The sequence below is a fragment of the Cupriavidus sp. F041 genome (assembly GCF_057814235.1).
In genome coordinates this window covers 3,250,883-3,276,306 of the sequence record NZ_JBVASY010000002.1, presented here as the reverse complement: position 1 = coordinate 3,276,306, position 25,424 = coordinate 3,250,883, and the positions used below count along the sequence as shown (strand labels likewise).

Genomic DNA, 25,424 nt, shown 5'->3' with positions numbered 1-25,424 from the left:
GATCAAGCGAACGCGAAGGAGCATGGCATGGGCAAGGTCTACCTGATCGGGGCAGGTCCCGGTGCCGCGGACCTCATTACGGTGCGCGGTGCACGGCTTTTGGGCGAAGCCCAGTTGGTGCTGCACGATGCGCTGGTGTCGCCCGAGATGCTGGCATGGTGTCCGCAGGCGCAACTGATCGAGGTGGGCAAGCGGTGCGGGCAACGCTCCACCGCGCAGTTGTTCATCAACCGCCAGATCGTCGACCAGGCCCGCAAGCATGATCGCGTGGTGCGCCTCAAGGGCGGCGACCCGATGCTGTTCGGCCGCGCCGACGAGGAATTGCAGGCGCTGGAAGAAGCTGGCATCGAGTATGAGATCGTGCCGGGCATTACCGCCGCGCTGGCGGCCGCGTCCGCCATCCGCAAGCCGCTCACCAAGCGCGGCGTATCGCGCAGCGTGGCCTTTGCGACGCAGTCCAAGGCAGCCGACACGGTTGATGTGGAGGCCGATGTGAAGGCCGATACGCTGGTGTATTACATGGGCCGCGATCAGGCGGCGTCCATTGCGGCGCAGTTGATCGCGCATGGCAAGCCGGCTTCCACGCCCGCCTGGGTGGTCGAGGCCGCGACCTCGGCGCACCAGCGCAGCAGGCAGTTCACGCTGCGCCAGATGGCGGCGGGCGAGGCGGCGGCATGGATCGATCCAACCCATCCCAGCCTGTTGATGATCGGCGAGGCGCTGGCTTCGCGGGCCAGCGAGGTGGTGCCGCAGGATGCCAATGGCGGCGTGTCGTACGGGGAAACTCGCGCAGCCTGAATCGTGGGCGCGATGTGAAAAAGCCGGACAACGTAGCGTTGTCCGGCTTTTTCTTTGTGCTTTCGGGCTGCGCCTGCGTCAGACTTCATCGCCGTTGAGCGTCCCCACGCAGTAGGCAGCAATCGCATCCAGCACGCTCTCATCCTCCCCCACCGCCGTGGCGCAGCGGATCGTCACTCCCGGATGCCGCTGGCGGCAGTCATCGAGCAGCGCCGGCAGGTCACGCCGCAGATGCCCGCCCTGGCCGAAGAAAACCGGCACCACATTGATATCGGCAATGCCGGCGGCAGCCAGTTCGGCCAGCGTGTCCGGCAGCGAAGGCGTCATCAGTTCCAGGAAGGCCAGCCGCACGGCGCTGCCCGGCAAGGCAGCGGCCAGCTTGGCGTGCAGCCGGTCAAACGGCTCCCGCCAGCGCGCATCGCGCGCACCGTGGCCGAACAGCACCAGGGCCTGGCGCGCAAGGGGGGCGGGGGTTGTGGTCATCTTCGGGCGCCTTAATGCTGGTTTTAATGCCGGTCCACCCAGCGCAACGCGCCAAGCGCCACCAGCAGGTACAGCGTGCCGGGTATCAGCGCCGAGACGATCGGCGGCCAGGTATGCAACAGCCCCACGTGCGAAAACAGCGTGTTGGACAGGTGGAATGACAGCCCCAGCATGATGCCGCCGAACACCTTGACGCCCACCGCGCCGGCCCGCGCGTGCAGGTAGGCGAAGGGCAGGGCCAGCGCCACCATCACGAACAGGGTCAGCGGGTAGATCACTTTCTTCCAGAAAGCGATCTCATAGCGCTGGGTGTCCTGCTTATTGTCGCGCAGGTGGCGGATATAGCGGAACAGGTCCAGCGTGGACATGCGCTCGGGCTCCACCAGCAGCACGGACAGGATCTGCGGCGTCAGTTCGGAACGCATGGCCAGGCTGGGTACGCTTCGCTGCTCGCCGCGGAAGACCGGCGCCAGGGTGTCGGCCTTGCCCGGCTCGCCCCTGGGCAAATCCAGGAAATGGGTTTCGGTGACGCCGGTGAGCTGCCAGGACTGGTTGCCCTGGTAGCGGCCTTCCTTGGCCACGCGGATCACGCTGAGCCGGTATTGCTGGTCGAATTCGTAGATGGTGACGCCGATGATGCTCTGGTCGGGCCGCAGGCCGGCCACGTTGACGAAGCGGGTGACCTCATGGCCCAGGGTGGCGTCGCGGTCGCGGTCCTTGACCCACACGCCGGAGCGGAAACCCGCGGAGACGGTGGCGCCCAGTGCCTCCAGCTTGATCTTCTGCGCGTATTGCTCGGCCTTGGGACCGATGAACTCGCCGAAGATAAACGTGGCGATGGCCAGCGGCACCGCCAGCTTGAACAGCGAGAACAGCGCCTGCCGCGTATTCAGGCCGGCCACCCGGAAGATCGTGTATTCCGACTGGCTGGCCAGTTGCGAGAAGACATAGATCGCACTGATCAGCACGGCGATCGGCAGCACCTCATAGATGCGCGTGGGCGCTTGCAGGATGACGTGGAAGAACGCCACCAGCGAGGTGTAGCGTCCTGCCACGCTCTCCAGTTCGCTGAGCATGTCGAAAAACACGAACAGCGCCAGCACCGCAAACAGGATAAAGGCGAAGACGCCGTAGATCAGCTGTCCGAAATAGCGCTCGTAGACCCGCAATACCCTCATGCCTGGCTCCCCGTGTTGCCGCCCTTGCGGGGCAGGCCGAAGACGGCACGCCAGCCTCCCAGGCTGCGGTTCTGGCGGTAGCGGAACAGCATCACCGCGCCCAGCAGGGCAAGCAGGTGGAACGGCCACCAGGCCAGGGAAAACGGGATCGAGCCGGAGCGTACCCAGGCCTGCGAGAGATTGATCAAGTTACTGTAGGTCAGGTAGATCAGCACCGCGAAGACCAGCGGCGTGTAACGGCCCAGGCGCGGGTTGACATAGGCAAGCGGGATGGCGATCAGCACGAAGTTGAAGGCCAGCAGCGGCAGCGACAGGCGCCACAGCAACTCCCCCAGGTTCTCGTTGGTGGGGTTGCGCAGCAGGTCGATGGTGTCGCGGCTCTTGGTCGGGATGTCGCCTTCCGACTCGGGTGGTTTGCTGTCCACCTTGACCGCGTACTGATCGAACTCGACGATGCGGTAGTCGAGCTTGCCGGGCGTGCCGGCATAGCGGCGGCCGTTTTCCATCACCACCATGCGGTCGCCGTTCGGCAGGGTCTGGAACTGGCCCTGGTGGGCCAGCGCCACGCCGATCTTGTCGGCTTCGGCGTTGGCGACAAAGACATTGCGCGCGTACTTCATGTCGGCGTCGATGCCTTCGATAAACAGCACATAGTTGCCCTTGGCCGGCTCGATGAAGCGTCCGGCGGCGATCATCGACAGCACGCCGCGCTGCTCGAAGCGGTCGCGGAACAAGGAGGTCTGCTGGTTGGCCCACGGCCAGGCGAAGATGCCCAGCAGCAGCGACAGGATGATGAAGGGCGCGGCAAACTGCAGCACCGGCTTGACCAGGTCGCGCAGCGAGATGCCTGCCGAGAACCACACCACCATCTCCGAATCCTTGTACCAGCGCGTGAGCACGATCAGGGTGGAGATGAACAGCGTGGCCGACAGCAAAATGGACAGGTAGCCGATGGTGGCCAGGCCGATCAGCATCAGCACGTCGTTGGGGCTGGCCTTGCCGTTGGCGGCCATGCCCAGGATACGGATGACGAGCGAGGTCAGCATGAATGTCAGCATGACCAGAAACACCGCGCCAGCGGTGTAGGCGAGCTCGCGACGCAAGGCTTGTTGAAAGATCATGCGGAGTCGGTTCCGGGCTGCCGGCCGGCGCGGGCGATGTCGGTGCCGGAGGTGCTTGCTAGCAAGCATAGCGGACCGCCGGCAGCAAATCGCGGATAATAGGAGCTTTCGTGGTGGACGAGCCCCTGGAAGGAAGCGCGATGGAATTTAGCACAAAAGCCCTGGATTGGAGCAAAGCGGGCCAAAATGGTTTCCTGGCGACCAAGACCGATTGCCTGGTAGTGGGCCTGTTTGAAGGTCAGAGCCTGGCCGGCGTGGCCAAGGCACTTGACGTGGCGACAAAGGGCTTGGTGTCCCGCATCGTCAAGCTCGGCGATTTCGAGGGCAAGCGCGGTACGCAGCTGATGCTGCACGAAGTGGCCGGCGTGGGCGCCGCCCGCGTGCTGCTGGTGGGATTCGGCAAGGAAGCCGAGTTCGGCGACAAGGCATTCGCCGAAGCCGTGCGCACGTCCCTGCGTGCCTTGTCCGGCACGCGTGCCGCCAATGTGCTGTGGTGCCTCGCCCAGCAGCAGGCGCCCCAGCAGGCCGGCAATGCCCGCGACCTGGGCTGGCGCCTGGTTACCACCGTCACGCTGATCCGCGAAGCCGGCTACCGCCTGTTGGAGCGCCATCCCGCGCTCAAGCGCGCCAACGCCAAGGGCAACAGCGCCGGCAACGGCAACGGCAACAGCAACAGCAACAGCAATGACAAGCTCCCCGGCCTGCGCAAGGTGGTGCTGACGGTCGACGCGGCCGACGCCAAGGCGGCGGCCCAGGCCGTGGTCCGCGGCGCGGCCATCGCCAACGGCATGGAGCTGACCAAGGACCTGGGCAACCTGCCGTCCAATATCTGCACCCCGACCTACCTGGCCAACACTGCGCGCGGCATCGCCAAGCGCCACAAGCTCAAGGCGGAAGTGCTGGGCCGCAAGCAGCTCGAAGCCCTCAAGATGGGTGCCTTCCTGGCAGTCACCAAGGGCGCCGTCGAGCCGCCCCAGTTCATTGTGCTGCGCTACGACGGCGCCTCGGCCAAACAGGCGCCGGTGGTGCTGGTGGGCAAGGGCATCACCTTCGATACCGGCGGTATCTCGCTCAAGCCCGGCGAGGGCATGGACGAGATGAAATACGACATGTGCGGCGCCGCCTCGGTGCTGGGCACGCTGCAGGCGGTGGCCGAGATGGGCCTCAAGCTGAACGTGATCGCGGTGGTTCCCACCTGCGAGAACATGCCCAGCGGCCAAGCCACCAAGCCGGGCGACGTGGTCACCAGCATGTCCGGCCAGACCATCGAGATCCTCAACACCGACGCCGAAGGCCGCCTGGTGCTGTGCGACGCGCTGACCTATGTAGAGCGCTTCAAGCCGGCCGCCGTGGTGGATGTGGCAACCCTGACGGGCGCCTGCATCATCGCGCTGGGCCACGTCAACAGCGGCCTCTACGCCCGCAACGACGGCCTGGCGGATCAACTGCTGCAAGCCGGCCGCAAGGCCATGGACACCGCCTGGCGCATGCCGCTGGACGATGACTACCAGGACCAGCTCAAGTCCAACTTCGCCGACATGGCCAATATCGGCGGCCGCCCGGCCGGCAGCGTGACCGCGGCCTGCTTCCTGGCGCGCTATACCGAGAAGTACGACTGGGCCCACCTGGACATCGCCGGCACGGCCTGGAAGAGCGGTGCCGCCAAGGGCGCCACCGGCCGTCCGGTGCCGTTGCTGACGCAGTTCCTGATGGACCGCGCCGGCTGACGGCGGGACGGGCCGGCGCCGTCTTCCGGCGCCGGCCCGCCCGGTTTCATCTTCACAGGATTGGTTTTCACCCATGACGCGTATCGATTTCCACAGCAACGTGCCCGACAAGCTCGGCTACGCTTGCCGGCTGATCCGCAAGGCCTACGGCGCCGGCCAGAAGCTGGTGGTGCACGGCGCGCCGGAGCAGCTGGCGCAGCTCGATGCGCGCTTGTGGACATTCTCCGCGCTAGATTTCCTGCCGCATTGCGGCGTCGACAGCCCGCATGCCGGCGTGACGCCGATCGTGCTGGCAGCCAGGCTGGACCAGGCCCCACACCACCAGTTGCTGATCAACCTCAGTGCTGAGACGCCCGCGCAATTTGCCAGTTTCGAGCGCATGATCGAGGTGGTCGGCAGCGACGCCGGCGACCGGGCCGCGGGGCGCGAGCGTTTCCGCCTCTACCGTGAACGCGGCTATGCGCTGGCCCACCACGATATCGCCCAGGCCAGCCAGGGCAAGGGGGACGCCGTATGACCGAACGCACCACCTCGCGCGTGATTCAGCGCATCGGGCCCAACGACAGCATTCCGTTGCTGACCGAGGTGATCGACCTGCCTGCCGACGGCGCCAGGCCGCCGGTGCAGGACGAGCCGGGCGCGGGCACGGTCGCCCGGACAGAAGCCGAGGCTGGCGGGCGAAGCCATGCCCAGCCCGCTCCCGAAATCAGCTGGCCCGGTGCGCTGACCCATGTCGTCGTGCCGCGCGAGGCTGGGGCGGGCATTCCCGCCGCCGAGGTGCCCGCGCTGCACCAGCCAACCCCTTCCGCCCGGGACGGAGCCTATTCGGTTTCCCATGCCGCGCCACACGCCAGCCCGCCGCCCAGTGCGGACGAACTGCGCGCGGTGCGCAGCGAGTTGCTGACGCGCGTGATGATGCGTTTTCGCACCGAGTGGCCGCAGGTGGTGGAGGCCCATACGGAGGCCACGCTGCAATCGCGGCTGGCCCCGCTGACCGCGCAGCTGGCGTCGGAACTGACGCAGTCGCTGGAGGCCCGGCTGGTGGAGTGGCTGGATGCCACGCTGGAAGAAATTGAGCGGGATCCGGGCGGCATGTGAAGGCCCCAGGCACGGAACGAAGCCGACGAACAGGCCAGAGCCGCCGGCGATGACGACGGCTGTTGCTCCCTCTCCCCTCAGGGGGAGAGGGGAGCAACCAAGCGGGTGTTTGAGTCTGCGCCGCACCAAAAAAAAGCCCGCGATCGCTCGCGGGCTTTTTCATTCCGGCGCTAAAGCATTCAGCCTCAGTCCGTCACTGCGCCCTTGCTTGCCGTCGAAGCCAGCTTGGAGAACTTCGCCAGCACGCCACGCGTATAACGCGGTGCCGGCTGCTTCCATGCCGCACGGCGCTTGGCCAGTTCTTCGTCGCTCACGTTCAGTTGCAGCAGCAGCTTGTGCGCGTCGATGGTGACCGAGTCGCCTTCCTGCACCAGCGCGATGTTGCCGCCCACGTACGCTTCCGGCGCCACGTGGCCTACCACCATGCCCCAGGTGCCGCCCGAGAAGCGGCCGTCGGTGATGAAGCCGACCGACTCGCCCAGGCCCTTGCCGATGATGGCCGAGGTGGGGGCCAGCATTTCAGGCATGCCGGGGCCGCCCTTGGGACCCAGGTAACGCAGCACCAGGATGTCGCCAGCATTGATCTTGTCGGCCAGGATGGCGTCCATGGCGCTTTGCTCGTCCTCGAACACGCGGGCCGGGCCGGTGATGACCGGGTTCTTCAGGCCGGTGATCTTGGCGACCGCGCCTTCCGGTGCCAGGTTGCCCTTCAGGATGGCCAGGTGGCCTTCCTTGTACAGCGCGCGCTCGATCGGCAGGATCACGTCCTGGTCGGCGCGCGGGGTGTCCGGCACGTTTTCCAGTTCCTCGGCCAGCGTGCGGCCGGTGATGGTCAGGCAGTCGCCATGCAGCAGGCCGGCCTTGAGCAGGATCTTCATGACCTGCGGGATGCCGCCGGCGCGGTGCAGGTCGGTCGCCACGTACTGGCCCGAGGGCTTCAGGTTGCAGATCACCGGCACCTTGCGGCGGATGCGCTCGAAGTCGTCGATGGTCCATTCCACTTCGGCCGAGTGGGCGATCGCCAGGTAGTGCAGCACGGCGTTGGTGGAGCCGCCGGTGGCCATGATCAGCGAGACCGCGTTCTCGATGGACTTACGCGTGATGATGTCGCGCGGCTTGATGTCCTTCTTGATGGCTTCGACCAGCACGCGTGCCGATTCGGCGGCGCTGTCGACCTTTTCCTGGTCCGGGTTGGCCATGGTCGAGGAATACAGCAGCGACATGCCCAGCGCCTCGAACGAGGAGCTCATGGTGTTGGCGGTGTACATGCCGCCGCACGAACCCGACGACGGGCAGGCATTTTTCTCGACGCCTTCGAAGTCTTCCTGGCTCATGCGGCCGGCGGTGAATTCGCCCACGGCTTCGAACGACGACACGATGGTCAGGTCCTTGCCCTTCCAGTTGCCCGGCTTGATGGTGCCGCCGTACACGTAGATGCCCGGCACATTGGTGCGCGCCAGCGCGATCATGCCGCCCGGCATGTTCTTGTCGCAGCCGCCGATCACGACCACGCCGTCCATCCACTGGCCCTGGGCCGCGGTCTCGATGCAGTCGGCGATGACTTCGCGCGAGATCAGCGAGTACTTCATGCCCTCGGTGCCCATCGACATGCCGTCCGAGATGGTCGGGGTGCCGAAGATCTGCGGGTTGGCGTCGGAGGCCTTGATGGCGTCCACGGCGGCGTCGGCCAGCCGTTGCAGGCCGGAGTTGCACGGCGTGATGGTGGAGTGGCCGTTGGCGATGCCCACCATCGGCTTGTCGAAGTCTTCCTTCTTGTAGCCCAGCGCGTAGTACATCGAGCGGTTGGGGGAGCGCGCCACGCCTTGCGTGATGTTCTGCGAACGTTTGTTGTATGCCATGGGAATCTCCGGGGGAATGTGCCGGCCTGCGCGGGGCGCCCCGAGGTAGCCGGGGACCGGGCAAGCTCTTGCCATGTTGTGGACGAGAGCATGCCGCTTGCCTTTTATGCTGTCAAATATATTATTCAACCTTTATTGAGTCGATAAACATATCAGGAGCCCATGTGGACCTGCGCCAGCTGCGCTACTTCGTGACGGTGGCGGAGGAGCTACATTTCGGCCGTGCCGCGCGGCGCCTGGCCATGACCCAGCCGCCGCTTTCCCAGCAGATCCAGGCACTGGAAGAGGAGATCGGGGTGCAACTGTTCGCCCGCACGCGGCGCTCGGTGGCGCTCACGCCGGCCGGCCAGCAATGGCTGCCCGAGGTGCGGCGCGTGCTGGCGGACGCCGCCGCGCTGCCGGGGCTGGCCCAGCGGCTGGCGCGCGGGGAGGCCGGCACGCTCTCGCTGGCCTTTGTCAGCACGGCCGACTACGGCATCCTGCCCGACCTGCTGCGGCGCTTTCGCGCGCGCCATCCCAATGTGCAACTGCAACTGCGCGAGGCCACCAGCGATATCCAGCTGGAGGCCCTGATGGAAGGCACCATCGACGCCGGGCTGGTGATCCGCCCGCAACTGCCGGCAATGCCGCATGGCGTTTCCTATCTGCCGCTGGTGCGCGAGCCGCTGGTGCTGGCGGTGCCGGAAGGCTGGCGTGCGGGGACGGGGGAGGGCACCGCGGCAGCCGGCGTTTCCCTCAGGGATGCGGCGCACGAGCCCCTCATCATCTTCCCCCGGCGAAGCGCGCCGGCGTTTTATGACATCATTACGGGCTGTTATGCGCGCGAAGGCCTTACGCCGGTCATTGCCCAGGAGGCCATCCAGATGCAGACCATCGTCAGCCTGGTATCGGCCGGCATGGGGGTGGCGCTGGTGCCGGCGTCGCTTTGCAACCTTCGCCGTACTGGTGTGTCCTACCTGCCGTTGCGCGACGCCGGGCCCGATATCGAGACCGGCCTGGTGTGGCGCGAGGCTGGTGCGGGCAGCGTGAGCCCGGTGCTGAGGTCGTTCATCGAGATTGCCGGTGCGCTGGCGTCTGCCATGACGCTGACGCAATTGGCTGGCATAAAGCCGGGCACGGAGCCCGGCACGAACGTGGCCATCAGGCGCGCGGCACGGCCACAGGCTGAACACTGATATTCGATACCGTCCGGGCGTATTTCGTTTTTCGAATTTGTCTGCGGCGGTCTTCCTTCAACCCAATTCCACGGCACACATGCTGATTCATCCCCAATTCGATCCGGTCGCCATTCATCTCGGCCCGCTTGCCATCCGCTGGTACGGGCTGATGTACCTGGCCGGTTTCATCATGTTCCTGTGGTTTGGCCGCCTGCGCATCCGCCAGCCGCACATCGCGGCTCAGGGCTGGACCGTCAAGGACCTGGACGACATGCTGTTCTTCGGCGTGCTGGGCGTGATCCTGGGCGGACGGCTGGGCTATGTGCTGTTCTACAAGGCCGATTACTACCTGAGCCATCCACTCGAGATCTTCAAGGTGTGGGAGGGCGGCATGGCCTTCCATGGCGGCTTCCTGGGCGTGGTCGTGGCGATGTGGCTGTTCGGCAAGCTGCGCGGGCGGCACTGGATGGAGGTCACCGACTTCATCGCGCCGATGATTCCCTGCGGGCTGGCGGCCGGGCGCATCGGCAACTTCATCAACGGCGAGCTGTGGGGCCGCGCCACCGACCTGCCCTGGGGCATGATCTTCCCGCAGGCCGGCGACAACATCCCGCGCCATCCTTCCCAGCTCTACCAGTTCGCCGGCGAGGGCGTGGCGCTGTTCATCATCCTGTGGCTGTTCGCCAGGAAGCCGCGGCCCATGGGCGCCGTGTCGGGCGTGTTCCTGATCGGCTACGGGGGCTTCCGTTTCCTCGCCGAGTTCGCGCGCGAGCCGGACAACTTCCTCGGCTTGCTGGCGCTTAACTTCTCCATGGGCCAGTGGCTCAGCCTGCCGATGATCCTGGCTGGCGTGGCGATGCTGGTCTGGGCCAACCGCCGCGGGCACGCGGCGCAGGCTTCGGCGCGCTGACCTCTGCCACCTCTGCCGGCGGACTGAGAAAAGCGGGCCAAGGCCCGCTTTTCTCGTGGTCCGCCCATTTTCACCACAAACGCCAGGGCGCGAGTACAGGGCACGCAGCATGAGGCAATCCCGCACGTGCCGAATTTGGCCGCATCTGAGCGCCGATGACGCGAATGTGATGCCCGCGCGGTATCGGCACGGTGACCCCCGCAAGCGCGTCAACGCGCTTGGGCTGGAGCGCCGGCGGTGTATATGCTTGCTTTCAGGCGGGCCGTTTGCCACAGAGGCTGCCACGCCGATGTGCGCCACTGCCGTCGCAAGCCGGCCAGTGGCGGCTTCAACGGCGCATGCCGTCTGGCTTGAACTCCAGCCAGGGGAGAAAGCGATGGAAATGGCGCGTGAGGCGGCTGGACCCGAGCCTTCCTCGATGCGGGTGCGCCTCGCGGCCGCGTCGGAGGTGCGCGACGACGTTGCGTTGCCTGCCAGGGTCGACGGCGTGGATCTCGTCGTGATCGGGCACGGCGGCGGCGCGTTGGTCTACCAGGGGCATTGCCCGCACCGGGGCACGCTACTGGCCGAAGGCGCCATCGAGCATGGCGTGCTCACTTGCCGCGGCCACGGATGGCGCTTCGACTGCGGCTCCGGCACAGTTGTCGAGCGGCCCGAAGTCTGCCTGAAGCGGTTTGCCGCCGTCATCGAGGACGGCGCGGTCATGGCGGACCGCGACGAGATCCTTGCATGGCAGCGCCTGCAGGCGCTGCCGGATCCGGCGCCGCCATCCACAGCGTCGGGCCCTGGCCTGCGCTCGCTCTCGGAGCTTCCCGGTCCGAAAGGCCTGCCCTGGCTGGGCAGTGCGTTGCAGTTGCAATGGCAGCAGCAGCGGATGCACCTCGTCTTCGAGCAATGGTGCGAGGAATTCGGCCCCCTGTTCTGCGTGCGCATGGCGAACCGGCCAGCCCTGGTGATCGCCGATGGGGCATTGATCGACAAGATCCTCCGCGACCGGCCCGCGACCTATCGCCGTATCGGCGCGCTGGAGGCGGTGGCGCTGGAGATGGGCGCGCTCGGCGTGTTCTCCGCCGAGGGCGAGGTATGGCGCAGGCAGCGCCGGCCGGTGGCGCAGGCGCTGGATGCGCACCGGCTGCGTGCCTTCTTTCCGATGCTGGCCAGCGTCACGCGCAGGCTGGAGCGGCACTGGCATAAGGCGGCCGCGCAGCGGCGGCGGGTGGATGTGCAGCACGACCTGATGCGCTACACGGTAGATGTGACGACCGCCCTGGCCTTCGGCTACGACATCAACACGCTGGAGCGCGAGGGCGAGGTCATCCAGCAGCATCTCGAACAGATCCTGCCGATGGTGAACCGGCGCGTCAATGCGCCATTCCCGTACTGGCACTATGTCAGGCTGCCGGCGGATCGCTCGTTCGACCGCGCCCTCGCGGCAATCCACCAGATCATCGGCGAGTTCATCGCCGCGGCCCGCGAGCGGCTGGCGCGGGCGCCGGAGCTTGCCGCGCATCCGGCCAATTTCCTGGAGGCGATGCTGGTGGCCCAGCAGATGGGTCAGGCGCCGCTGGACGATGAGGAACTGTTCGCGAATATCTTCACGATCCTGGTAGCGGGCGAGGATACGACCGCCAATACCGTTGCCTGGATGATGTATTTCATGTGCTGCCACCCGGAGGTGCAGCGCAGGATGCGGGAGGAGGTGGGGACAGTGCTGGGGCAGGCGGACGTCCTGCAGGACATGCGGGATGCCGCCAGGCTCGTGTACGTGGAGGCGGTCGCGTACGAGTCGCTGCGGCTCAAGCCGGTCGCGCCGCTCTTCTTCCTGGAACCGAATGAAGACGTGGAAGTGGGCGGCGTCCGGGTGCCGCGCGGGACGCTGCTGGTGTTGGTGAACCGGCCGAATGCACTGCAGGAGCGCAACTTTCCCGCAGCCCGCGAGTTCCGGCCGGAGCGCTGGCTGCAGGGCGCCACCCCGGCGGCCCAGCATCACAGCGGCTTCGTGCCGTTCGGCTCGGGACCGCGCTTGTGCCCCGGACGCAATCTCGCGCTGCTGGAGGCCAAGGCGGCGATATCGATGGTCTGCCAGAACTTTGACATCCGCCGCGCGCCCGAGTCGGGCCCGGTCGGGGAGGCCTTCGGCTTTACGATGATGCCGACGGACCTGTGGGTGATGTTCTCAGCGCGATAGTTGAATCGCCAGCCTGGCTGATCAGCCTGGCTGCAGCCTCGTCAATCCACTTGCGCCCCGGACTTTTTCACGATCACCGCCCATTTGTCGAGATCGGCCTTGAGCATGGCGCCGAACTGCTGCGGCGTGCCGGTGAGGACCTCGGCGCCTTGCGCCGCCAGCTTGTCGCGCAGCGTCTTGTCGGCGAGCGCGGCCTGCATGGTCTGCGCGAGCTTCTGCGTGACTTCCTTCGGTGTGCCCTTGACCGCGAACAGGCCGACCCACAGGTCGCCGCTGTAGCCGGGCACGGTCTCGCCGATGGCCGGGATGTCGGGCGCGAACGGCGAGCGCTTGGCGGAGCTGACGCCGAGCGCGCGCACCTTGCCGGCCTTGATATGCGCCAGCACCGAGGGCAGGCTGGCGAAGGCCAGCGGCACCTGATTGCCAAGCACATCGTTGAGCGCGGGCGCCACGCCCTTGTAGGGGACGTGCTCCAGCTTGATGCCGGCCATGCTGTTGAGCATTTCGCCCAGCAGGTGGTTGAGCGTGCCGTTGCCGGCGGAGGCATAGCGGTAGAAATCCGGCTTGGCCTTGGCCATGCTGATCAGTTCGGGCAGCGTCCTGGCGGGGAAGGCGGGGTTGGCCACCAGCACATTGGGCACGCTCGCCACCGGCGAGATCGGCTCGAAATCGCGCACCGGATCGAACGGCACCTGGCGGTACAGCGAGGGGTTGATGGCCTGGGTGCTGCTGATGGTCATCAGCAGCGTGTAGCCGTCGGGCGCCGAGCGCGCGGCCGTCTGCGTACCGATATTGCCGCCGGCGCCGGGGCGGTTTTCCACCACCACCTGCTGGCCGAGGCGCTGCGACAGGTCGGCCGCGACCAGGCGCGCGACGATGTCGTTGGTGCCGCCCGGCGCCTGCGGCACGATCATCTGGATAGGCTTGGCGGGATAAGTCTCGGCCTGCGCGGCAGCGCCGGCGAACAGCGAAATCGCCGCGGCGATGCCGGCCAGGACATGGCGGGTGCGTTGCATGGTGTCTCCTCGATGTTGGGATGGCGGCATAGCAGTCTGTTCCTGCCGATGGCTACGCCTTGCCTGTCGCTGGCAGCGACTCTACACGAGGGGTTTGCGCCGGAGAAATTCAATCGCCGACTACCGCCATAAGATTTATTTATTCCGCTGAGCCTGGCTGGGCGGCGCCCGGCGCCGGCTTGAGCGAGCCGCCCTGGGCGATGCGCGCGTCGACGATCTCGCGCAGGATCTCGGCCACCGCTTCCGCCGCGCGCGTGCGCGGCAGCGCGCGGGGCCAGCACAGCGACAGCGTGCGGCGCAACTCGGGCAGGATCAGGCGCGTGGGCATGGCGGCATCGCTCGGGTCTACCGCCGAGGCCGGCAGGATGGTGCAGGCCAGCCCTTCGCGCGCGGCGCCCAGCAGGAAGGGCAGGGAGTCGAGGTCGGCTACCACGTTGAGTGCCGCGCCAGCTTGCGCGAAGCTGCGCTCCAGCACTTCGCGCAGGCCCTGCGAGCCGCTCGGCAGGACCAGCGGCACGCCCGCCAGTTGCCTGAGCGCGATGGTGTCGCGGCGGGCACGGCGGCGGCCGGCGGCGTCTGGCGCATCGGGCGGGTTGCCGATCAGGTACAGCGACTCGCTGGCCAGCATTTCGGGTTCCACCGCGCGCGAAGCCGTGTCGCGGAACAGGATGGCGAAGTCGAGCCGGTTGTTGTTGAGCAGCTCCGAGATGTAGCCGCTCATGCTCTCAAACAGTTGCAGGCGTACCTGCGGGTAGCGCGCCCGCACCGCCCGGATCAGCGGCATGCCAAAGGCCGCGGCGGCGGTGGTGGGCAAGCCGATGGCCACCGCGCCGGAGACCTCGGCGCCCGCCGCGCGCACGTCGGCGCCGGCACTTTCCACCTGTTTGAGGATGGTGCGCGCATGCCGGTACAGGGTCTTGCCGGCCTCGGTCGGCTTCACGCCCTTGGGGCCGCGGTGCACCAGCGGCACGCCGTATTCGGCCTCCAGCGCGGCGAGTTGCTGGCTCAGCGCTGGCTGCGCCACGCACACCGCTTCAGCGGCGCGGGTCAGGCTGCCGTGGTCGACGATGGCCACGAAGTAGCGCATGGAGCGGATATCCATTGGGTGTCCTTGGTTTGGCGTTTCCCGTGTAAGGTATTTATTCTACTTATGGGCGACTAGGCATTCCCTATTTCCCAGCGGGCGCCGCCAGGCGCTAGATTGTGGGCTGGCCGGCCGGGTTCACGCCTTTGCGCCGCCGGCCTTCACCCCCACGTACCCAAGCATCAACGAGTCCAGCCATGTCCCAACCGCTGCAAGGCATCACCGTCGTTTCCCTGGAGCAGGCGATTGCCGCGCCGTTCTGCACCCGCCAGCTGGCCGACCTCGGCGCGCGCGTGATCAAGATCGAGCGCCCCGGCGTGGGCGACTTCGCGCGCGCCTACGATAGCCGGGTGCGCGGCTTGTCCTCGCACTTCGTGTGGACCAACCGCTCGAAGGAAAGCGTGACGGTGGACGTCAAGCACGCGCAGGCGGCACCGGTGCTGGAGGCGCTGCTGGCGCGCGCCGATGTGCTGGTGCAGAACCTGGCGCCGGGTGCGGCGGCGCGTCTGGGGCTTGATTACGAGGCGCTGAGGGAGCCCTTTCCGCGCCTGATCGTTTGCGATATCTCCGGCTATGGCGCCGACGGTCCCTACCGCGACAAGAAGGCCTATGACCTGCTGGTGCAGAGCGAATCGGGCTTTGTCTCGGTCACGGGCACGCCCGGGGAGGGCGTTAAGGCTGGCGCCTCGGTGGCCGACATCGCCGCCGGCATGTATGCCTACAGCAATATCCTGGCGGCGCTGATCGAGCGCGGCCAGACCGGGCGTGGCAAGCGCATCGATATCTCGATGCTGGAGTCCACCGTGGAGTGGATGGGTTTCCCGCTCTACTACGCCTTCGACGGCGCCGAGCCGCCCCCGCGCGCCGGCGCCGCCCATGCCACCATCTATCCCTATGGCCCGTTCCCCACCGGCGACGGCAAGACCGTGATGCTGGGCCTGCAGAACGAGCGCGAGTGGAACAGCTTCTGCCAGCACGTGCTGGAGGACCCGGCGCTCGCCACGCATCCCGACTACGCCGACAACAGCCTGCGCAGCGCCAATCGCGCCGCGCTGCGCGCGCGCATCGTGGAGGCATTTGCCGCGCTCAGCGCCGAGCAGGTCACGGCGCGGCTCGAAGCAGCCGGCATCGCCAATGCGCGCGTGAACACCATGGCCGATGTCTGGGCGCATCCGCAGCTGGCCGCGCGCGGGCGCTGGCGCCAGGTCGACACGCCCGCCGGTCCCGTGCCCGCTCTGCTGCCGCCCGGCGCGCAAGAGGCGCGCATGGACCCGGTGCCGGCGGTGGGCGAACATACCGACGCGGTGCTGGCCGAACTTGGCCTGACGCCCGCCCAGGTGGCGGCGCTGCACGGCGCGGGCGCGGTATGAGCGACGCCACTGCCATCAGGGCGCCCGCCCGCAGCTACCTGTTCGTGCCTGCGACGCGCCCCGAGCGCATCGGGCGCGCGATCGGCTCGGGGGCGGATGCGGTCATTGTCGATTTCGAAGACGCGGTGGCGCCCGACGCCAAAGCGTCGGCGCGCGAGGGCCTGGCCGGATCCTGGCCACAGTGGCAGGCCCGGGCGGCTGCCGCCGGCGTGTCGCTGCTGGTGCGCGTGAATGCCGCCGACAGCGAATTTCACGCGGGCGACCTGGACTGGTGCCGCGCCCGGCGAGCGCGCGACCTGGTACTACCCAAGGCCGATGCGGCTGCGCTGGACGCGCTGGCTCTCGCTTTGCCGCACGTTAATTCTTACCCACTGATGGAAACCGCGGCGGGCTTTGCCGACCTGCGCGCGGTGAGCCGCGCGGCCGGCGTGGTGCGGCTGCTGTTGGGCAGCATCGACCTGATGTTCGACCTGGACGTGGCGGACGAGGACGAGCCGCTGGATTATTTCCGCGGCAGGCTGGTGATGCATTCGCGCGCGGCGGGATTGCCGGCGCCGGTGGACGGGGTTTGCACGGCCATCGGCGATGCCGTGGAGCTGGCCCGGCAGACCACGCGCGCGCGGCGCTTCGGGTTTGGCGCCAAGCTGCTGATCCATCCGCAGCAGGTGGCGCAGGTGCATGCCGGACTGGCGCCGTCGGAACGGGAGCGGGCTTGGGCGCAGCGCATCGTGGCGGCCGCCGCCGGTGCGCAGGGCGCCGCGGTCGCGGTCGACGGCAAGATGGTGGACCGGCCGGTGCTGGAGCGCGCGCGCAGGGTTCTGCGGCAGGCCGGCTAGGTTGGGGCGGCGGGCGATCCGCGCGCGTGCTGCGCCGCGTCAGCGAGCGCCAGGGCGAGCGCTGGCCGGTGCGGCGTCTGAACAGCCTGCGCTGGGGGCGCCGCGCGGCCGGCGCGGAGCGTGGCCCGGAAGGTGGCTAGGGGCGCTGGCGAAGTGCTTCCGCAGCCTGTTTCAGCAACCAAAACGCGCCTTGTCACATTAGTGGCGCACGCTGCGCATGCGGCTGCGCAGCATCGAATTGTCTTGTCATTGCGTCACTGTTATTCATAATTATGAATTATTGGGCCTGGCAAGACACATCCGAAGCCATCCCGATGCCATTGCATTCTTCCATCCGGAGGCACCATGCGCATCATCCAGCAGGCCCTTTACCTCGAGGTGGCGGAGCGCCTGCGCACCATGATCGACGAGCACGCGCTGATGCCCGGTGCCTGGATCGACGAAGCCAGCGTGGCCGAATCAATGGGAATCTCGCGCACGCCGATGCGCGAGGCGCTCAAGGTCCTCGCCGCCGAAGGCCTGGTGCGGCTGGAGCCACGCCGTGGCTGCTTCGTCAATGCGCTGTCTGAGCAGGACCTCGACGAGATCTTCCCGCTGATGGCGCTGCTGGAAGGGCGCTGCGCCTATGAGGCCGCACGGAACGCCACCGCTGCCGACCTGGATGCCCTGGAGAGCCTGCATGCCGATCTGGCGCGATACGCCCGGGGCGGCGATATCGACGCCTACTACGAAACCAATTACCAGATCCACGAAGCGATCCAGCAGCTCGCCGGCAATCGCTGGCTGTCGGGGCTGATCAGCGATTTGCGCAAGGTGCTGCGGTTGTCGCGCCACAAGAGCCTGAAGCTGCCGGGCCGCATCCGCGAATCCTGCGCCGAACATCAGTCGGTGTTCTCCGCGCTCAAGGCGCACGATCCAGAGGGCGCCGAAACCCTGATGAAGACACACTTGCTGCGCCAGCGCGCCGCGCTCAGGGCGCTGGACGCGGCAGAGTTGCAGGCGCCCGCGGATACCGCCGCGGGCGCCGGTTCATCCATCCATCGATAGCAGGTACCCCATGGATACCCTCAGCAACAGCGAACAGAAAGCCAGTGCTCCCGTCAGTGCTCCCCTCAGCGGCCCCGAGCCCTCGGGCGAAACCCTGCTGTCGCGCTTCGGCCGCTGGTGGGGCCGCAAGGGCGAGCGCGATGGCAACGCCAGGCCCGGTGCCGGCATCGATGCCAAGGCGGACGCCGGCCCCGTGACCTTGCCGGCCCGCGTGCTGCGCAGGCAGCGCGAGCAACTGCGCCTGTGCTTTGACGCGCGCCTGACCGACGGCGCCGCCAACGCCGCCGCGCAGACCTGGCGCGCCGAGTACGAGGCGGCGGGCGACGATGCGCGCCAGGCCATGCTCGCCGTGCTGGCGGAAGTCGCGGCCAATGGCAGCACGGAAGCGGGCGAGGAGGGTAAGGCCGGCAAGGCCGGCAATCCGGCCTCCAGCCTGCCGCAAGCCATGTCGAACGCGCGCATCCGTTTCTTCAAGCGCCTGGCCGCCTTGCACGGCCAGCAGGGCGCCAGCGTGTGCGGCTTGCATTTCCTGATCGGCTTGCGCGCGGATATGCTGCGCTGGCATAAGCGCGTGCCGGGCCTGCGCCCGCTCGATGACGATCTCGAGGCGTTGTTCTCCAACTGGTTCGACGTCGGCCTGCTCGAATTGCAGCCGATCACCTGGGATTCGCCGGCCTCGTTGCTGGAGAAGCTGATCCGCTACGAAGCCGTGCACGAGATCGCCTCCTGGGCGGATTTGCGCAACCGGCTCGATTCGGACCGGCGCTGCTATGCCTTCTTCCATCCGCGCATGCCGCGCGAGCCGCTGATCTTTGTCGAGGTGGCCTTCGTGCCCGAGATGGCGGCGAACGTCCACGCGCTGCTGGACGAGGCCGCGCCGCTGGAAGACCTGCGCCGCGTGAAGTGGGCCATCTTCTATTCCATCTCCAATACGCAGGCGGGCTTGCGCGGCGTGAGCTTTGGCAATTTCCTGCTCAAGCGCGTGATCGAAGAATTGCAGCGCGAGTTTCCCAAGCTCAAGCAGTTCGCCACGCTGTCCCCCATTCCCGGCTTTGCCGACTGGCTGCGCAAGCGCGACGGCGAGTCGGTGGCCAAGGTGCTGGGCGACAAGCGCCTGGCGCGCTGGAGCGAGCGCCACGGCACCCCGCCCGCCGACGGTGCCGGCTGGCTGGCGGCGCTGCCGGCGGATTCCGAGGACGCACTGGTGCGCGACACAGCGCTGGCGCTGGCGGCGCATTACCTGGTGCGCGAGCGCCAGCAGGTGCTGCCGGCCGATCCGGTGGCGCGCTTCCACCTGGGCAATGGCGCCTGCGTGGAGCGCCTGAACTGGGCCGCCGACCTGTCGCGCAAGGGGCGCGCGCAGTCGTGCGGCATGATGGTGAACTACCTTTACGCGACCGAGGCGCTGGATGACAATCTGGTTCGCCTCGGCAACGGCAACCCGCGGGTCAGTCGCGCGGTGGGCAAGCTGTTGTGACCCTCGTCAGGTCGTAAACAGGGCCAGTTTCACGGGCCATTCGGCAGTCTTTCATTTGACTTTCCGCAGCATAAGAGAGAGGAGATAGATTCATGAATCGTCGTCAGTTTCAACTGGCAGGGCTGGCTTGTGCGCTTGGCGCGGGTCTCGGCGCGGTTGCTCCCGTGGCGCAGGCCGACACCTGGCCGTCCAAGCCGATCACCGTGATCGTGCCGTTCCCCGCTGGCGGTGGCACGGATGCCTTCGCCCGTCCCCTTACCGCCCAGCTCTCCAAGCAGCTCGGCAAGCAGTTCGTGATCGACAATCGCGGCGGCGCCGGCGGTACGGTGGGCGCCAGCATCGCGTCCAAGGCGGCGCCGGATGGCTACACCGTGTTTATCGGCGGCGCCCATCATGCCATTGCACCGTCGTTCTACAAGAAGCTCGACTACGACATCGAGAAGGATTTCATCCCCGTCACGGTGATCGCGCAGCCGCCGCAGGTCATCGTGGTGAACCCGGCCAAGGTGCCGGCCAACACGCTGGGCGAACTGATTGCCTACGCCAATAAGAACCCCGGAAAGCTGAACTACGGATCGGCCGGCAACGGCTCCTCCCACCACCTGGCGGGCGAACTGTTCAAGCTGCAGACCAAGACCTTCATCACGCATATTCCTTACAAGGGGGCGGGCCCCGCGCTGTCGGACCTGATCGCGGGCCAGGTCGATATGGTGTTCGACGGGCTCGGCTCCTCGGCCCAGCATATCCGCGCCGGGCGCATCAAGGCGCTGGCGGTGGCATCGACCAAGCGTTCGGCCGCCTTCCCCAATGTGCCGACCGCCGCCGAAGCCGGCGTGCCCAACTACGATGTCTCCACCTGGTACGCGATGTGGGTGCCCAAGGGCACGCCCAAGGACATCGTCGACAAGCTCTACACGGAAGTGGAAAAGGCACTGAACACGCCGGAGATGAAACAGATCTGGCTGGCCAACGGCTCCGACACGCCGGCTTACACGCAAGAGCAGTTTGCCCAGTTCCAGCGCGCCGAGATCAAGCGCTGGGCGCAGGTGGTGCAGCAATCCGGCGCCAAGATCGACTGATGAGGAATCGACCAATGCATCCTGGTGCGCGTGGAGCGCAGGCATGAGCGGCGCGGTGGAGTTCGCGCGTGACGGTGGCGTAGCCACCGTCACGCTGTCGCACGCGGGCAAGCTCAATGCGATCTCGGTGGCCATGTGGCGCGCGCTGGCGGAAGGCTTTGCGCAACTGTCGGCCGATCCCTCGCTGCGCTGCGTGGTGATACGCGGCGCCGATGGCAACTTTGCCGCCGGCGCCGACATCGCCGAGTTTCCCGAGGAGCGGGCCGACGCCGGCGCGCTGCGCCGTTATCACGTGGAGGTGATTGCGCCGGCACTGGCCGCCATCGCCGGCTGCCTCCATCCCACGGTGGCGATGATCGAGGGGGTGTGCGTGGGCGGCGGGCTGGAGATCGCCTGCCATTGCGACCTGCGCATTGCCGCCGGCGACAGCCGTTTCGGCGTGCCGATCAACCGCCTCGGCTTTCCCATGGCCCCCGGCGAACTGACAGGGCTGCTGGCCCTGGCAGGCCGCGCGGTGACGCTGGAGATCCTGCTGGAGGGGCGCGTGTTCGACGCCGCCGAGGCGCGCGACAAGGGGCTGCTGACGCGCGTGGTGCCGGCCACGGCGCTCGGCGAGGAAGTGGCCGCCACGGTGAAACGCATCGCCGCGGGTGCCCCGTTGGCTGCACGTATCAACAAGGAGAGCATCCGGCGTCTCGCGCCGGCCCCCGAGCCGCTGAGCGCGGCGGAGCTGGAGGTGCACTTTCGCTATGGCGGCAGCAGCGACCATGCCGAGGGCGTGGCCGCATTCCTGGCGCGCCGGCCGCCGCGCTTTACCGGGCAGTAGCAACGGGCCTATCATTGCCGGCTATTGATCGGGATGCCCATGCTATTGCCGATTCCGTTTTTTATCTTCCGCAACATGAACGCCAACCTGTTCGCCCTATTCGAATCCCGCTTTCCGGCGGATCGCAGTGCCTGCTGCATCGAGACCCACGACGGCCTCTACTACAGCTGGGATGACCTCGACCGCGCCACCGCCAGGATGGCCAACCTGCTGACCGCGCTCAAGTTGCCCGAGGGCGCGCGCGTGGCGGTGCAGGTGGAGAAGTCGCCCGAGGCGCTGTTCCTGTACCTGGCCACGCTGCGCGCCGGCTACGTCTACCTGCCGCTCAATACCGCCTACCAGGAAGCCGAGATCGATTATTTCGTCGGCAACGCGGAGCCGGCGGTGGTGGTGTGCAGCAGCGCTAACTTCGGCTGGGTTTCCAAAGTGGCGTTCCGCCACGGCACGCAGCATGTGTTTACGCTGGACGACGACCGCTCGGGCTCGCTGCTGTCCCGCGCCGCCGCGCAGCCGGACAGCTTCGCCACCGTGGCGCGCGGCGCCGGCGATCTTGCCGCCATCCTGTACACGTCGGGCACCACCGGGCGCAGCAAGGGCGCCATGCTGAGCCACGGCAACCTCGCTTCCAATGCGAAGACGCTGCACGAATACTGGGGCTGGCGCAGCGACGACGTGCTGCTGCACATGCTGCCGATCTTCCACGTGCACGGACTGTTCGTGGCTTCGCACGGCGCGCTGCTGGCCGGCGCCAAGATGATCTGGGCGCCCAGGCTCGACATGGCCCAGGTGCTGAAATTCCTGCCGCGTTCCACCGTGATGATGGGCGTGCCCACCTATTACGTGCGCATGCTGCAGGAGCCGCGCTTCGACGACGATACCTGCCGCCGCATGCGGCTGTTCGTGTCCGGCTCGGCGCCGCTGCTGATGGAAACCTTCGACGCCTTCCGCGAGCGCACCGGGCACACCATCCTGGAGCGCTACGGCATGAGCGAGACCGTGATGCTGGTCTCCAACCCGTATGAGGCGGATGCCGGCGAGCGTATCGGCGGCACCGTCGGCAAGGCGCTGCCGGGCGTTTCCGTGCGCGTGGTGGATGGCGACGGCAAGGCTTGCGCGGCCGGCGAGATCGGCAACGTGGAGGTGCGCGGACCCAACGTGTTCCATGGCTACTGGCGCATGCCGGAAAAGACGCAGGAAGAGTTCACCGAGGACGGCTGGTTCAAGACCGGCGACGTGGGCCGCTTTGGTGGCGCCATCGTCAGCCAGGCCGGCGAGCGCAATGTACCGGACGACTACCTGACCATCGTCGGCCGCAGCAAGGACCTGATCATCTCCGGCGGCTACAACGTCTATCCGAAGGAGATCGAGAGCTTTATCGACGAGATGCCGGGCGTGGCGGAAAGCGCCGTGATCGGCGTGCCCCATGCCGACTTTGGCGAAGCGGTGGTCGCGGTGGTGGTCGGCAAGCCCGGCGCCGAGCTCGACGAGTCCATCCTGATCGGCTCGCTCAAGGGCCGCATCGCCAACTTCAAGGTGCCCAAGCGCGTGCACCTGGTCGATGAACTGCCGCGCAACACCATGGGCAAGGTGCAGAAGAACGTGCTGCGCCAGCAGTTCCCGGCGCTGTAAGCCTGCGAGGCGGCGGTCAGGGCCGCCGCCTCGCCGTCACGCCGGCCTGGCCACTACGTCACGCCGAGCCACTCCTTCAGTTGCGTCGCCTTCGACCGGCTCACCGGCACCAGCGTGTGTTCCGCATCGTCCATCACCAGCTGGATATGCTCTTCCGACCGAATCACTTCGATCGCGTGCGGAAGGCTGACGATATGGCTGCGGTGGACGCGCAGGTAGACGCTGTCGTCCAGGCGATGCTCGAGATCCGTCAGCGAGAGATTGGACAGGAAGCGCTCGTCCTTGGTCACGATCGTCGTGTAGTGGCCATCGCCCTGGAACCGCACGATGTCCTTCAGGTCCACCAGGATCACGCGGTTCTTGCGGTACACGGGAATCTTGAATAGCCGCCGCGGCAACGGCACGTTGCCGCCCGCGCGCTGTTCATCCGGTTCCTTCGTGAGATCCGTCACGTCGTAGAAAATCATGCAGGTGCCGCAGATACCGCCCGAGGCCGTCATCTTGGACACCTTGATCAGCAGGATCCGGTCGGGGATGTTGATCATCATGGCGAGCGGCGGAGGCGACTTCACCGGGCATCCGCTGGCGTCCTCCGCCTGAAGCAGGAAGCGCAGCTTCTCCCGGCTCTTCTCCGGGTGCAACTGCAACACATCGATCCCGATCAGCTTGTCCTGGCTGACGCCCAGCGACTGCTCGCTGGCGGGGCCCAGGATTTGCAGCGCAACATCGTTGAACGCGGTGACATGCCCCTGCGCATCGAGCCAGACGATGCCCGGATTGAACTGCTCCAGCTTGTGCTGGAACGTCTCCTGGCGACGCGCATCGGGCGTCGTCACGGTGAAGGGCGCATGGCGGTCCATTCACATCTCCTGGTCATTCATGGGGTCCCTCGCGCGCCTGGCCCGGAATTTCTGTTGTGCATTTCTGTTGTATGTGCAACCTGCATTTCGTGCAAGTTTCCGACGCCTGGCGCAGGCAAAACGTCCGTTCGGGAAATCAAATTGCTTTGCTGCGCTGCAATCTGAAATGCTGCAAGAAACACTGCGCGCCCGGGGCATCGCTGGCCTGGGCGGGAACTGGCGCATGACAAGGAGACCGATGTGATACCTCGTCCGTTCGAATATCACGTGCCGAAGACGTTGCCGGAGGCGTTTGCCTTGCTCGGAGAGTACGGCGACGACGCCAAGCTCCTTGCCGGCGGCCACAGCCTGCTGCCCATGATGAAGCTGCGCTTCGCCGAGCCCGGCCACCTGATCGACCTGGGCAAGCTGGCGGAACTCAAGGGCATTCGCGAGGACGGCAGCGAGATCCGCATCGGTGCCATGACGACCGAGAACGAGCTGATCTGGTCGGCCTTGCTGCAGGAAAAATGCCCTCTGCTGGTCGAGGGCGCGCGGCAGATCTCGGACCCGCAGGTGCGCTACCGGGGCACGCTCGGCGGCGACATCTCGCACGGCGATCCGGGCAACGATCATCCGGCGCTGATGATCGCGCTGGACGCCTCGTTCGTTCTCGCGGGCAAGCTTGCAGAACGCGTGGTGCCGGCCGACGGCTTCTTTCTCGGCACCTACATGACGCTGCTCGAAGCGGGCGAGATCCTGACCGAAATCCGCATTCCGGTGCCAGCCACGGGCAGCGGCCATTGCTACGCCAAGCTCAAGCGCAAATCCGGCGACTTCGCCACCGCCGCCACGGCGGTGATGCTGCGCATGCGCGGCGAGACCGTGGAGGACGTGCGCATCGCGCTGACCAATGTCGCGCCGACCGCCCTCAGGGCCAGCGACGCAGAGCAATACCTGCGCGGAAAACCGCTTGACGATGCCGCCATTGCCGAGGCCGCGCGGCTGGCGATGGCCATCTGCGACCCGGCCGAGGACCTGCGCGGCGACGTCGAATACAAGACGGCGATGGCGGGCGAGATGACGCAGCGCGCGCTGCGCGTTGCCTGTTCGCGGGCCGCGCACTGAATTGCCGGTACGGTAAGCCGATTAGCAGGTTCCGGAGGCACGACATGAGCAAGAAGACGATGGTGTCGTTCAGGCTGAACGGCAAGGAGACGGACGTGGTGGTCGAGCCGCGCGAGCTGCTGATCCACACGTTGCGGGAGCGGTGCCTGCACACTGGCCCGCACATCGGCTGCGAGACTTCGCATTGCGGCGCCTGCACCATCGATATGAACGGCATGTCGGTCAAGGCCTGCACGGTGCTGACGGTGCAGGCGGAAGGCGCGGACCTGCTGACTGTGGAAGGCATGGCGCAAGGCGGCGAGTTGCACGCGCTGCAGGAGGCCTTCATGCAGGAGCACGCGCTGCAATGCGGCTTCTGCACGCCCGGCATGCTGATCCGCGCGCACCGGCTGCTGCAGGAGATCCCCGACCCGAGCGAGGAGGAGATCCGCTACTGGATGGCCGGCAACCTCTGCCGCTGCACCGGCTACCAGAACATCGTGAAAGCCGTGCGGTACGCCGCGCGCAAGCTGCGCGGCGAGGCGGTCCAGACCTCGCATCCGCTGATGGGCGAGACGCAGTGATCCAACAACGA

Annotated in this window: 23 protein-coding genes; 16 read left to right on the top strand and 7 right to left on the bottom strand. The window is 67.0% G+C overall.

All coding sequences use genetic code 11. The features are described from left to right. The first annotated feature begins 27 nt into the window (after window positions 1-27). Window positions 28-798 (top strand): uroporphyrinogen-III C-methyltransferase, encoded by a 771-nt coding sequence (cobA, locus tag ACZY0R_RS32505; RefSeq protein WP_488864258.1) that lies wholly within the window; start codon window positions 28-30, stop codon window positions 796-798. Between the two features lie 78 nt (window positions 799-876). Here the strand turns inward: cobA and ACZY0R_RS32500 are convergent, their stop codons facing one another. From ACZY0R_RS32500 to lptF, 3 genes are read right to left on the bottom strand one after another with little or no spacing between them, the layout of a single operon-like run. Continuing rightward, window positions 877-1,281, bottom strand: a complete 405-nt coding sequence (locus ACZY0R_RS32500) for a sirohydrochlorin chelatase (RefSeq protein ID WP_488864256.1) — start codon at window positions 1,279-1,281, stop codon at window positions 877-879. Window positions 1,282-1,304: 23 nt separating this feature from the next. Then, on the bottom strand, window positions 1,305-2,459 hold the full coding sequence (gene lptG / locus ACZY0R_RS32495; protein ID WP_488864254.1) for an LPS export ABC transporter permease LptG: 1,155 nt from the start codon (window positions 2,457-2,459) through the stop codon (window positions 1,305-1,307). Next, window positions 2,456-3,580 (bottom strand): LPS export ABC transporter permease LptF, encoded by a 1,125-nt coding sequence (lptF, locus tag ACZY0R_RS32490; protein WP_045239001.1) that lies wholly within the window; start codon window positions 3,578-3,580, stop codon window positions 2,456-2,458. The genes lptG and lptF overlap by 4 nt, the downstream gene beginning before the upstream one ends. 140 nt (window positions 3,581-3,720) lie before the next feature. Between lptF and ACZY0R_RS32485 the strand changes: the two genes are divergently transcribed. The 3 genes from ACZY0R_RS32485 (at window position 3,721) to ACZY0R_RS32475 (ending at window position 6,405) form a co-directional block, all read left to right on the top strand. Further along, a complete protein-coding gene (locus tag ACZY0R_RS32485) occupies window positions 3,721-5,307 on the top strand; it encodes a leucyl aminopeptidase (RefSeq protein WP_488864251.1) in 1,587 nt (528 codons plus the stop codon). Window positions 5,308-5,380: 73 nt separating this feature from the next. Beyond that, complete coding sequence (locus tag ACZY0R_RS32480) at window positions 5,381-5,824, top strand: DNA polymerase III subunit chi (protein WP_488864249.1); 444 nt, start codon at window positions 5,381-5,383, stop codon at window positions 5,822-5,824. Next, the gene (locus tag ACZY0R_RS32475; RefSeq protein WP_488864247.1) at window positions 5,821-6,405 is read left to right on the top strand and encodes a hypothetical protein; all 585 of its coding nucleotides are present in this window, start codon (window positions 5,821-5,823) and stop codon (window positions 6,403-6,405) included. The genes ACZY0R_RS32480 and ACZY0R_RS32475 overlap by 4 nt, the downstream gene beginning before the upstream one ends. 185 nt (window positions 6,406-6,590) lie before the next feature. Here the strand turns inward: ACZY0R_RS32475 and ilvD are convergent, their stop codons facing one another. Next, entirely contained in the window at window positions 6,591-8,264 is a 1,674-nt protein-coding gene (gene ilvD / locus ACZY0R_RS32470) for a dihydroxy-acid dehydratase (RefSeq protein WP_045239005.1), read from the bottom strand. A gap of 164 nt (window positions 8,265-8,428) precedes the next feature. Between ilvD and ACZY0R_RS32465 the strand changes: the two genes are divergently transcribed. The 3 genes from ACZY0R_RS32465 to ACZY0R_RS32455 all read left to right on the top strand — a co-directional run bounded on the left by ACZY0R_RS32465 (window position 8,429) and on the right by ACZY0R_RS32455 (window position 12,519). Next, window positions 8,429-9,439, top strand: coding sequence for a LysR family transcriptional regulator (locus tag ACZY0R_RS32465; protein ID WP_045239006.1), 1,011 nt, complete (start codon window positions 8,429-8,431; stop codon window positions 9,437-9,439). Window positions 9,440-9,518: 79 nt separating this feature from the next. Next, window positions 9,519-10,331 (top strand): prolipoprotein diacylglyceryl transferase, encoded by an 813-nt coding sequence (gene lgt, locus ACZY0R_RS32460; protein ID WP_045239007.1) that lies wholly within the window; start codon window positions 9,519-9,521, stop codon window positions 10,329-10,331. 376 nt (window positions 10,332-10,707) lie between these two features. Continuing rightward, entirely contained in the window at window positions 10,708-12,519 is a 1,812-nt protein-coding gene (locus ACZY0R_RS32455) for a cytochrome P450 (protein ID WP_488864244.1), read from the top strand. Between the two features lie 41 nt (window positions 12,520-12,560). Here ACZY0R_RS32455 and ACZY0R_RS32450 read toward each other — a convergent pair whose 3' ends face one another. Beyond that, entirely contained in the window at window positions 12,561-13,535 is a 975-nt protein-coding gene (locus ACZY0R_RS32450; protein ID WP_488864242.1) for a Bug family tripartite tricarboxylate transporter substrate binding protein, read from the bottom strand. 139 nt (window positions 13,536-13,674) lie between these two features. Then, window positions 13,675-14,637 carry a LysR substrate-binding domain-containing protein gene (locus ACZY0R_RS32445; protein ID WP_488864240.1) on the bottom strand — a complete coding sequence of 321 codons (963 nt, stop codon included), beginning with the start codon at window positions 14,635-14,637 and terminating at the stop codon, window positions 13,675-13,677. A gap of 179 nt (window positions 14,638-14,816) precedes the next feature. Between ACZY0R_RS32445 and ACZY0R_RS32440 the strand changes: the two genes are divergently transcribed. From ACZY0R_RS32440 to ACZY0R_RS32410, 7 genes are all read left to right on the top strand, one after another. Next, a complete protein-coding gene (locus ACZY0R_RS32440) occupies window positions 14,817-15,989 on the top strand; it encodes a CaiB/BaiF CoA transferase family protein (protein WP_488864238.1) in 1,173 nt (390 codons plus the stop codon). Continuing rightward, window positions 15,986-16,825 (top strand): HpcH/HpaI aldolase/citrate lyase family protein, encoded by an 840-nt coding sequence (locus ACZY0R_RS32435; protein ID WP_488864236.1) that lies wholly within the window; start codon window positions 15,986-15,988, stop codon window positions 16,823-16,825. The genes ACZY0R_RS32440 and ACZY0R_RS32435 overlap by 4 nt, the downstream gene beginning before the upstream one ends. A 345-nt stretch (window positions 16,826-17,170) precedes the next feature. Then, window positions 17,171-17,872: a GntR family transcriptional regulator gene (locus ACZY0R_RS32430; RefSeq protein WP_488864234.1), complete on the top strand. Its 702-nt coding sequence runs from the start codon at window positions 17,171-17,173 to the stop codon at window positions 17,870-17,872. A gap of 10 nt (window positions 17,873-17,882) precedes the next feature. Next, entirely contained in the window at window positions 17,883-19,349 is a 1,467-nt protein-coding gene (locus tag ACZY0R_RS32425) for a malonyl-CoA decarboxylase domain-containing protein (RefSeq protein ID WP_488864232.1), read from the top strand. 92 nt (window positions 19,350-19,441) lie between these two features. After that, window positions 19,442-20,428 carry a Bug family tripartite tricarboxylate transporter substrate binding protein gene (locus tag ACZY0R_RS32420; protein WP_488864230.1) on the top strand — a complete coding sequence of 329 codons (987 nt, stop codon included), beginning with the start codon at window positions 19,442-19,444 and terminating at the stop codon, window positions 20,426-20,428. Between the two features lie 43 nt (window positions 20,429-20,471). After that, window positions 20,472-21,254 (top strand): enoyl-CoA hydratase/isomerase family protein, encoded by a 783-nt coding sequence (locus ACZY0R_RS32415; RefSeq protein ID WP_488864228.1) that lies wholly within the window; start codon window positions 20,472-20,474, stop codon window positions 21,252-21,254. A 75-nt stretch (window positions 21,255-21,329) separates the two neighbouring features. Next, window positions 21,330-22,883, top strand: coding sequence for a malonate--CoA ligase (locus tag ACZY0R_RS32410; protein WP_488866299.1), 1,554 nt, complete (start codon window positions 21,330-21,332; stop codon window positions 22,881-22,883). 53 nt (window positions 22,884-22,936) lie between these two features. On the opposite strand, the gene ACZY0R_RS32405 is transcribed toward ACZY0R_RS32410, so the two are convergent. Beyond that, window positions 22,937-23,743, bottom strand: a complete 807-nt coding sequence (locus ACZY0R_RS32405) for a LytR/AlgR family response regulator transcription factor (protein ID WP_488864226.1) — start codon at window positions 23,741-23,743, stop codon at window positions 22,937-22,939. 240 nt (window positions 23,744-23,983) lie between these two features. Between ACZY0R_RS32405 and ACZY0R_RS32400 the strand changes: the two genes are divergently transcribed. Then, window positions 23,984-24,850: an FAD binding domain-containing protein gene (locus tag ACZY0R_RS32400; RefSeq protein ID WP_488864224.1), complete on the top strand. Its 867-nt coding sequence runs from the start codon at window positions 23,984-23,986 to the stop codon at window positions 24,848-24,850. A 44-nt stretch (window positions 24,851-24,894) separates the two neighbouring features. Then, window positions 24,895-25,413 carry a (2Fe-2S)-binding protein gene (locus ACZY0R_RS32395; RefSeq protein ID WP_488864222.1) on the top strand — a complete coding sequence of 173 codons (519 nt, stop codon included), beginning with the start codon at window positions 24,895-24,897 and terminating at the stop codon, window positions 25,411-25,413. The last annotated feature ends 11 nt before the right edge of the window (window positions 25,414-25,424 follow it).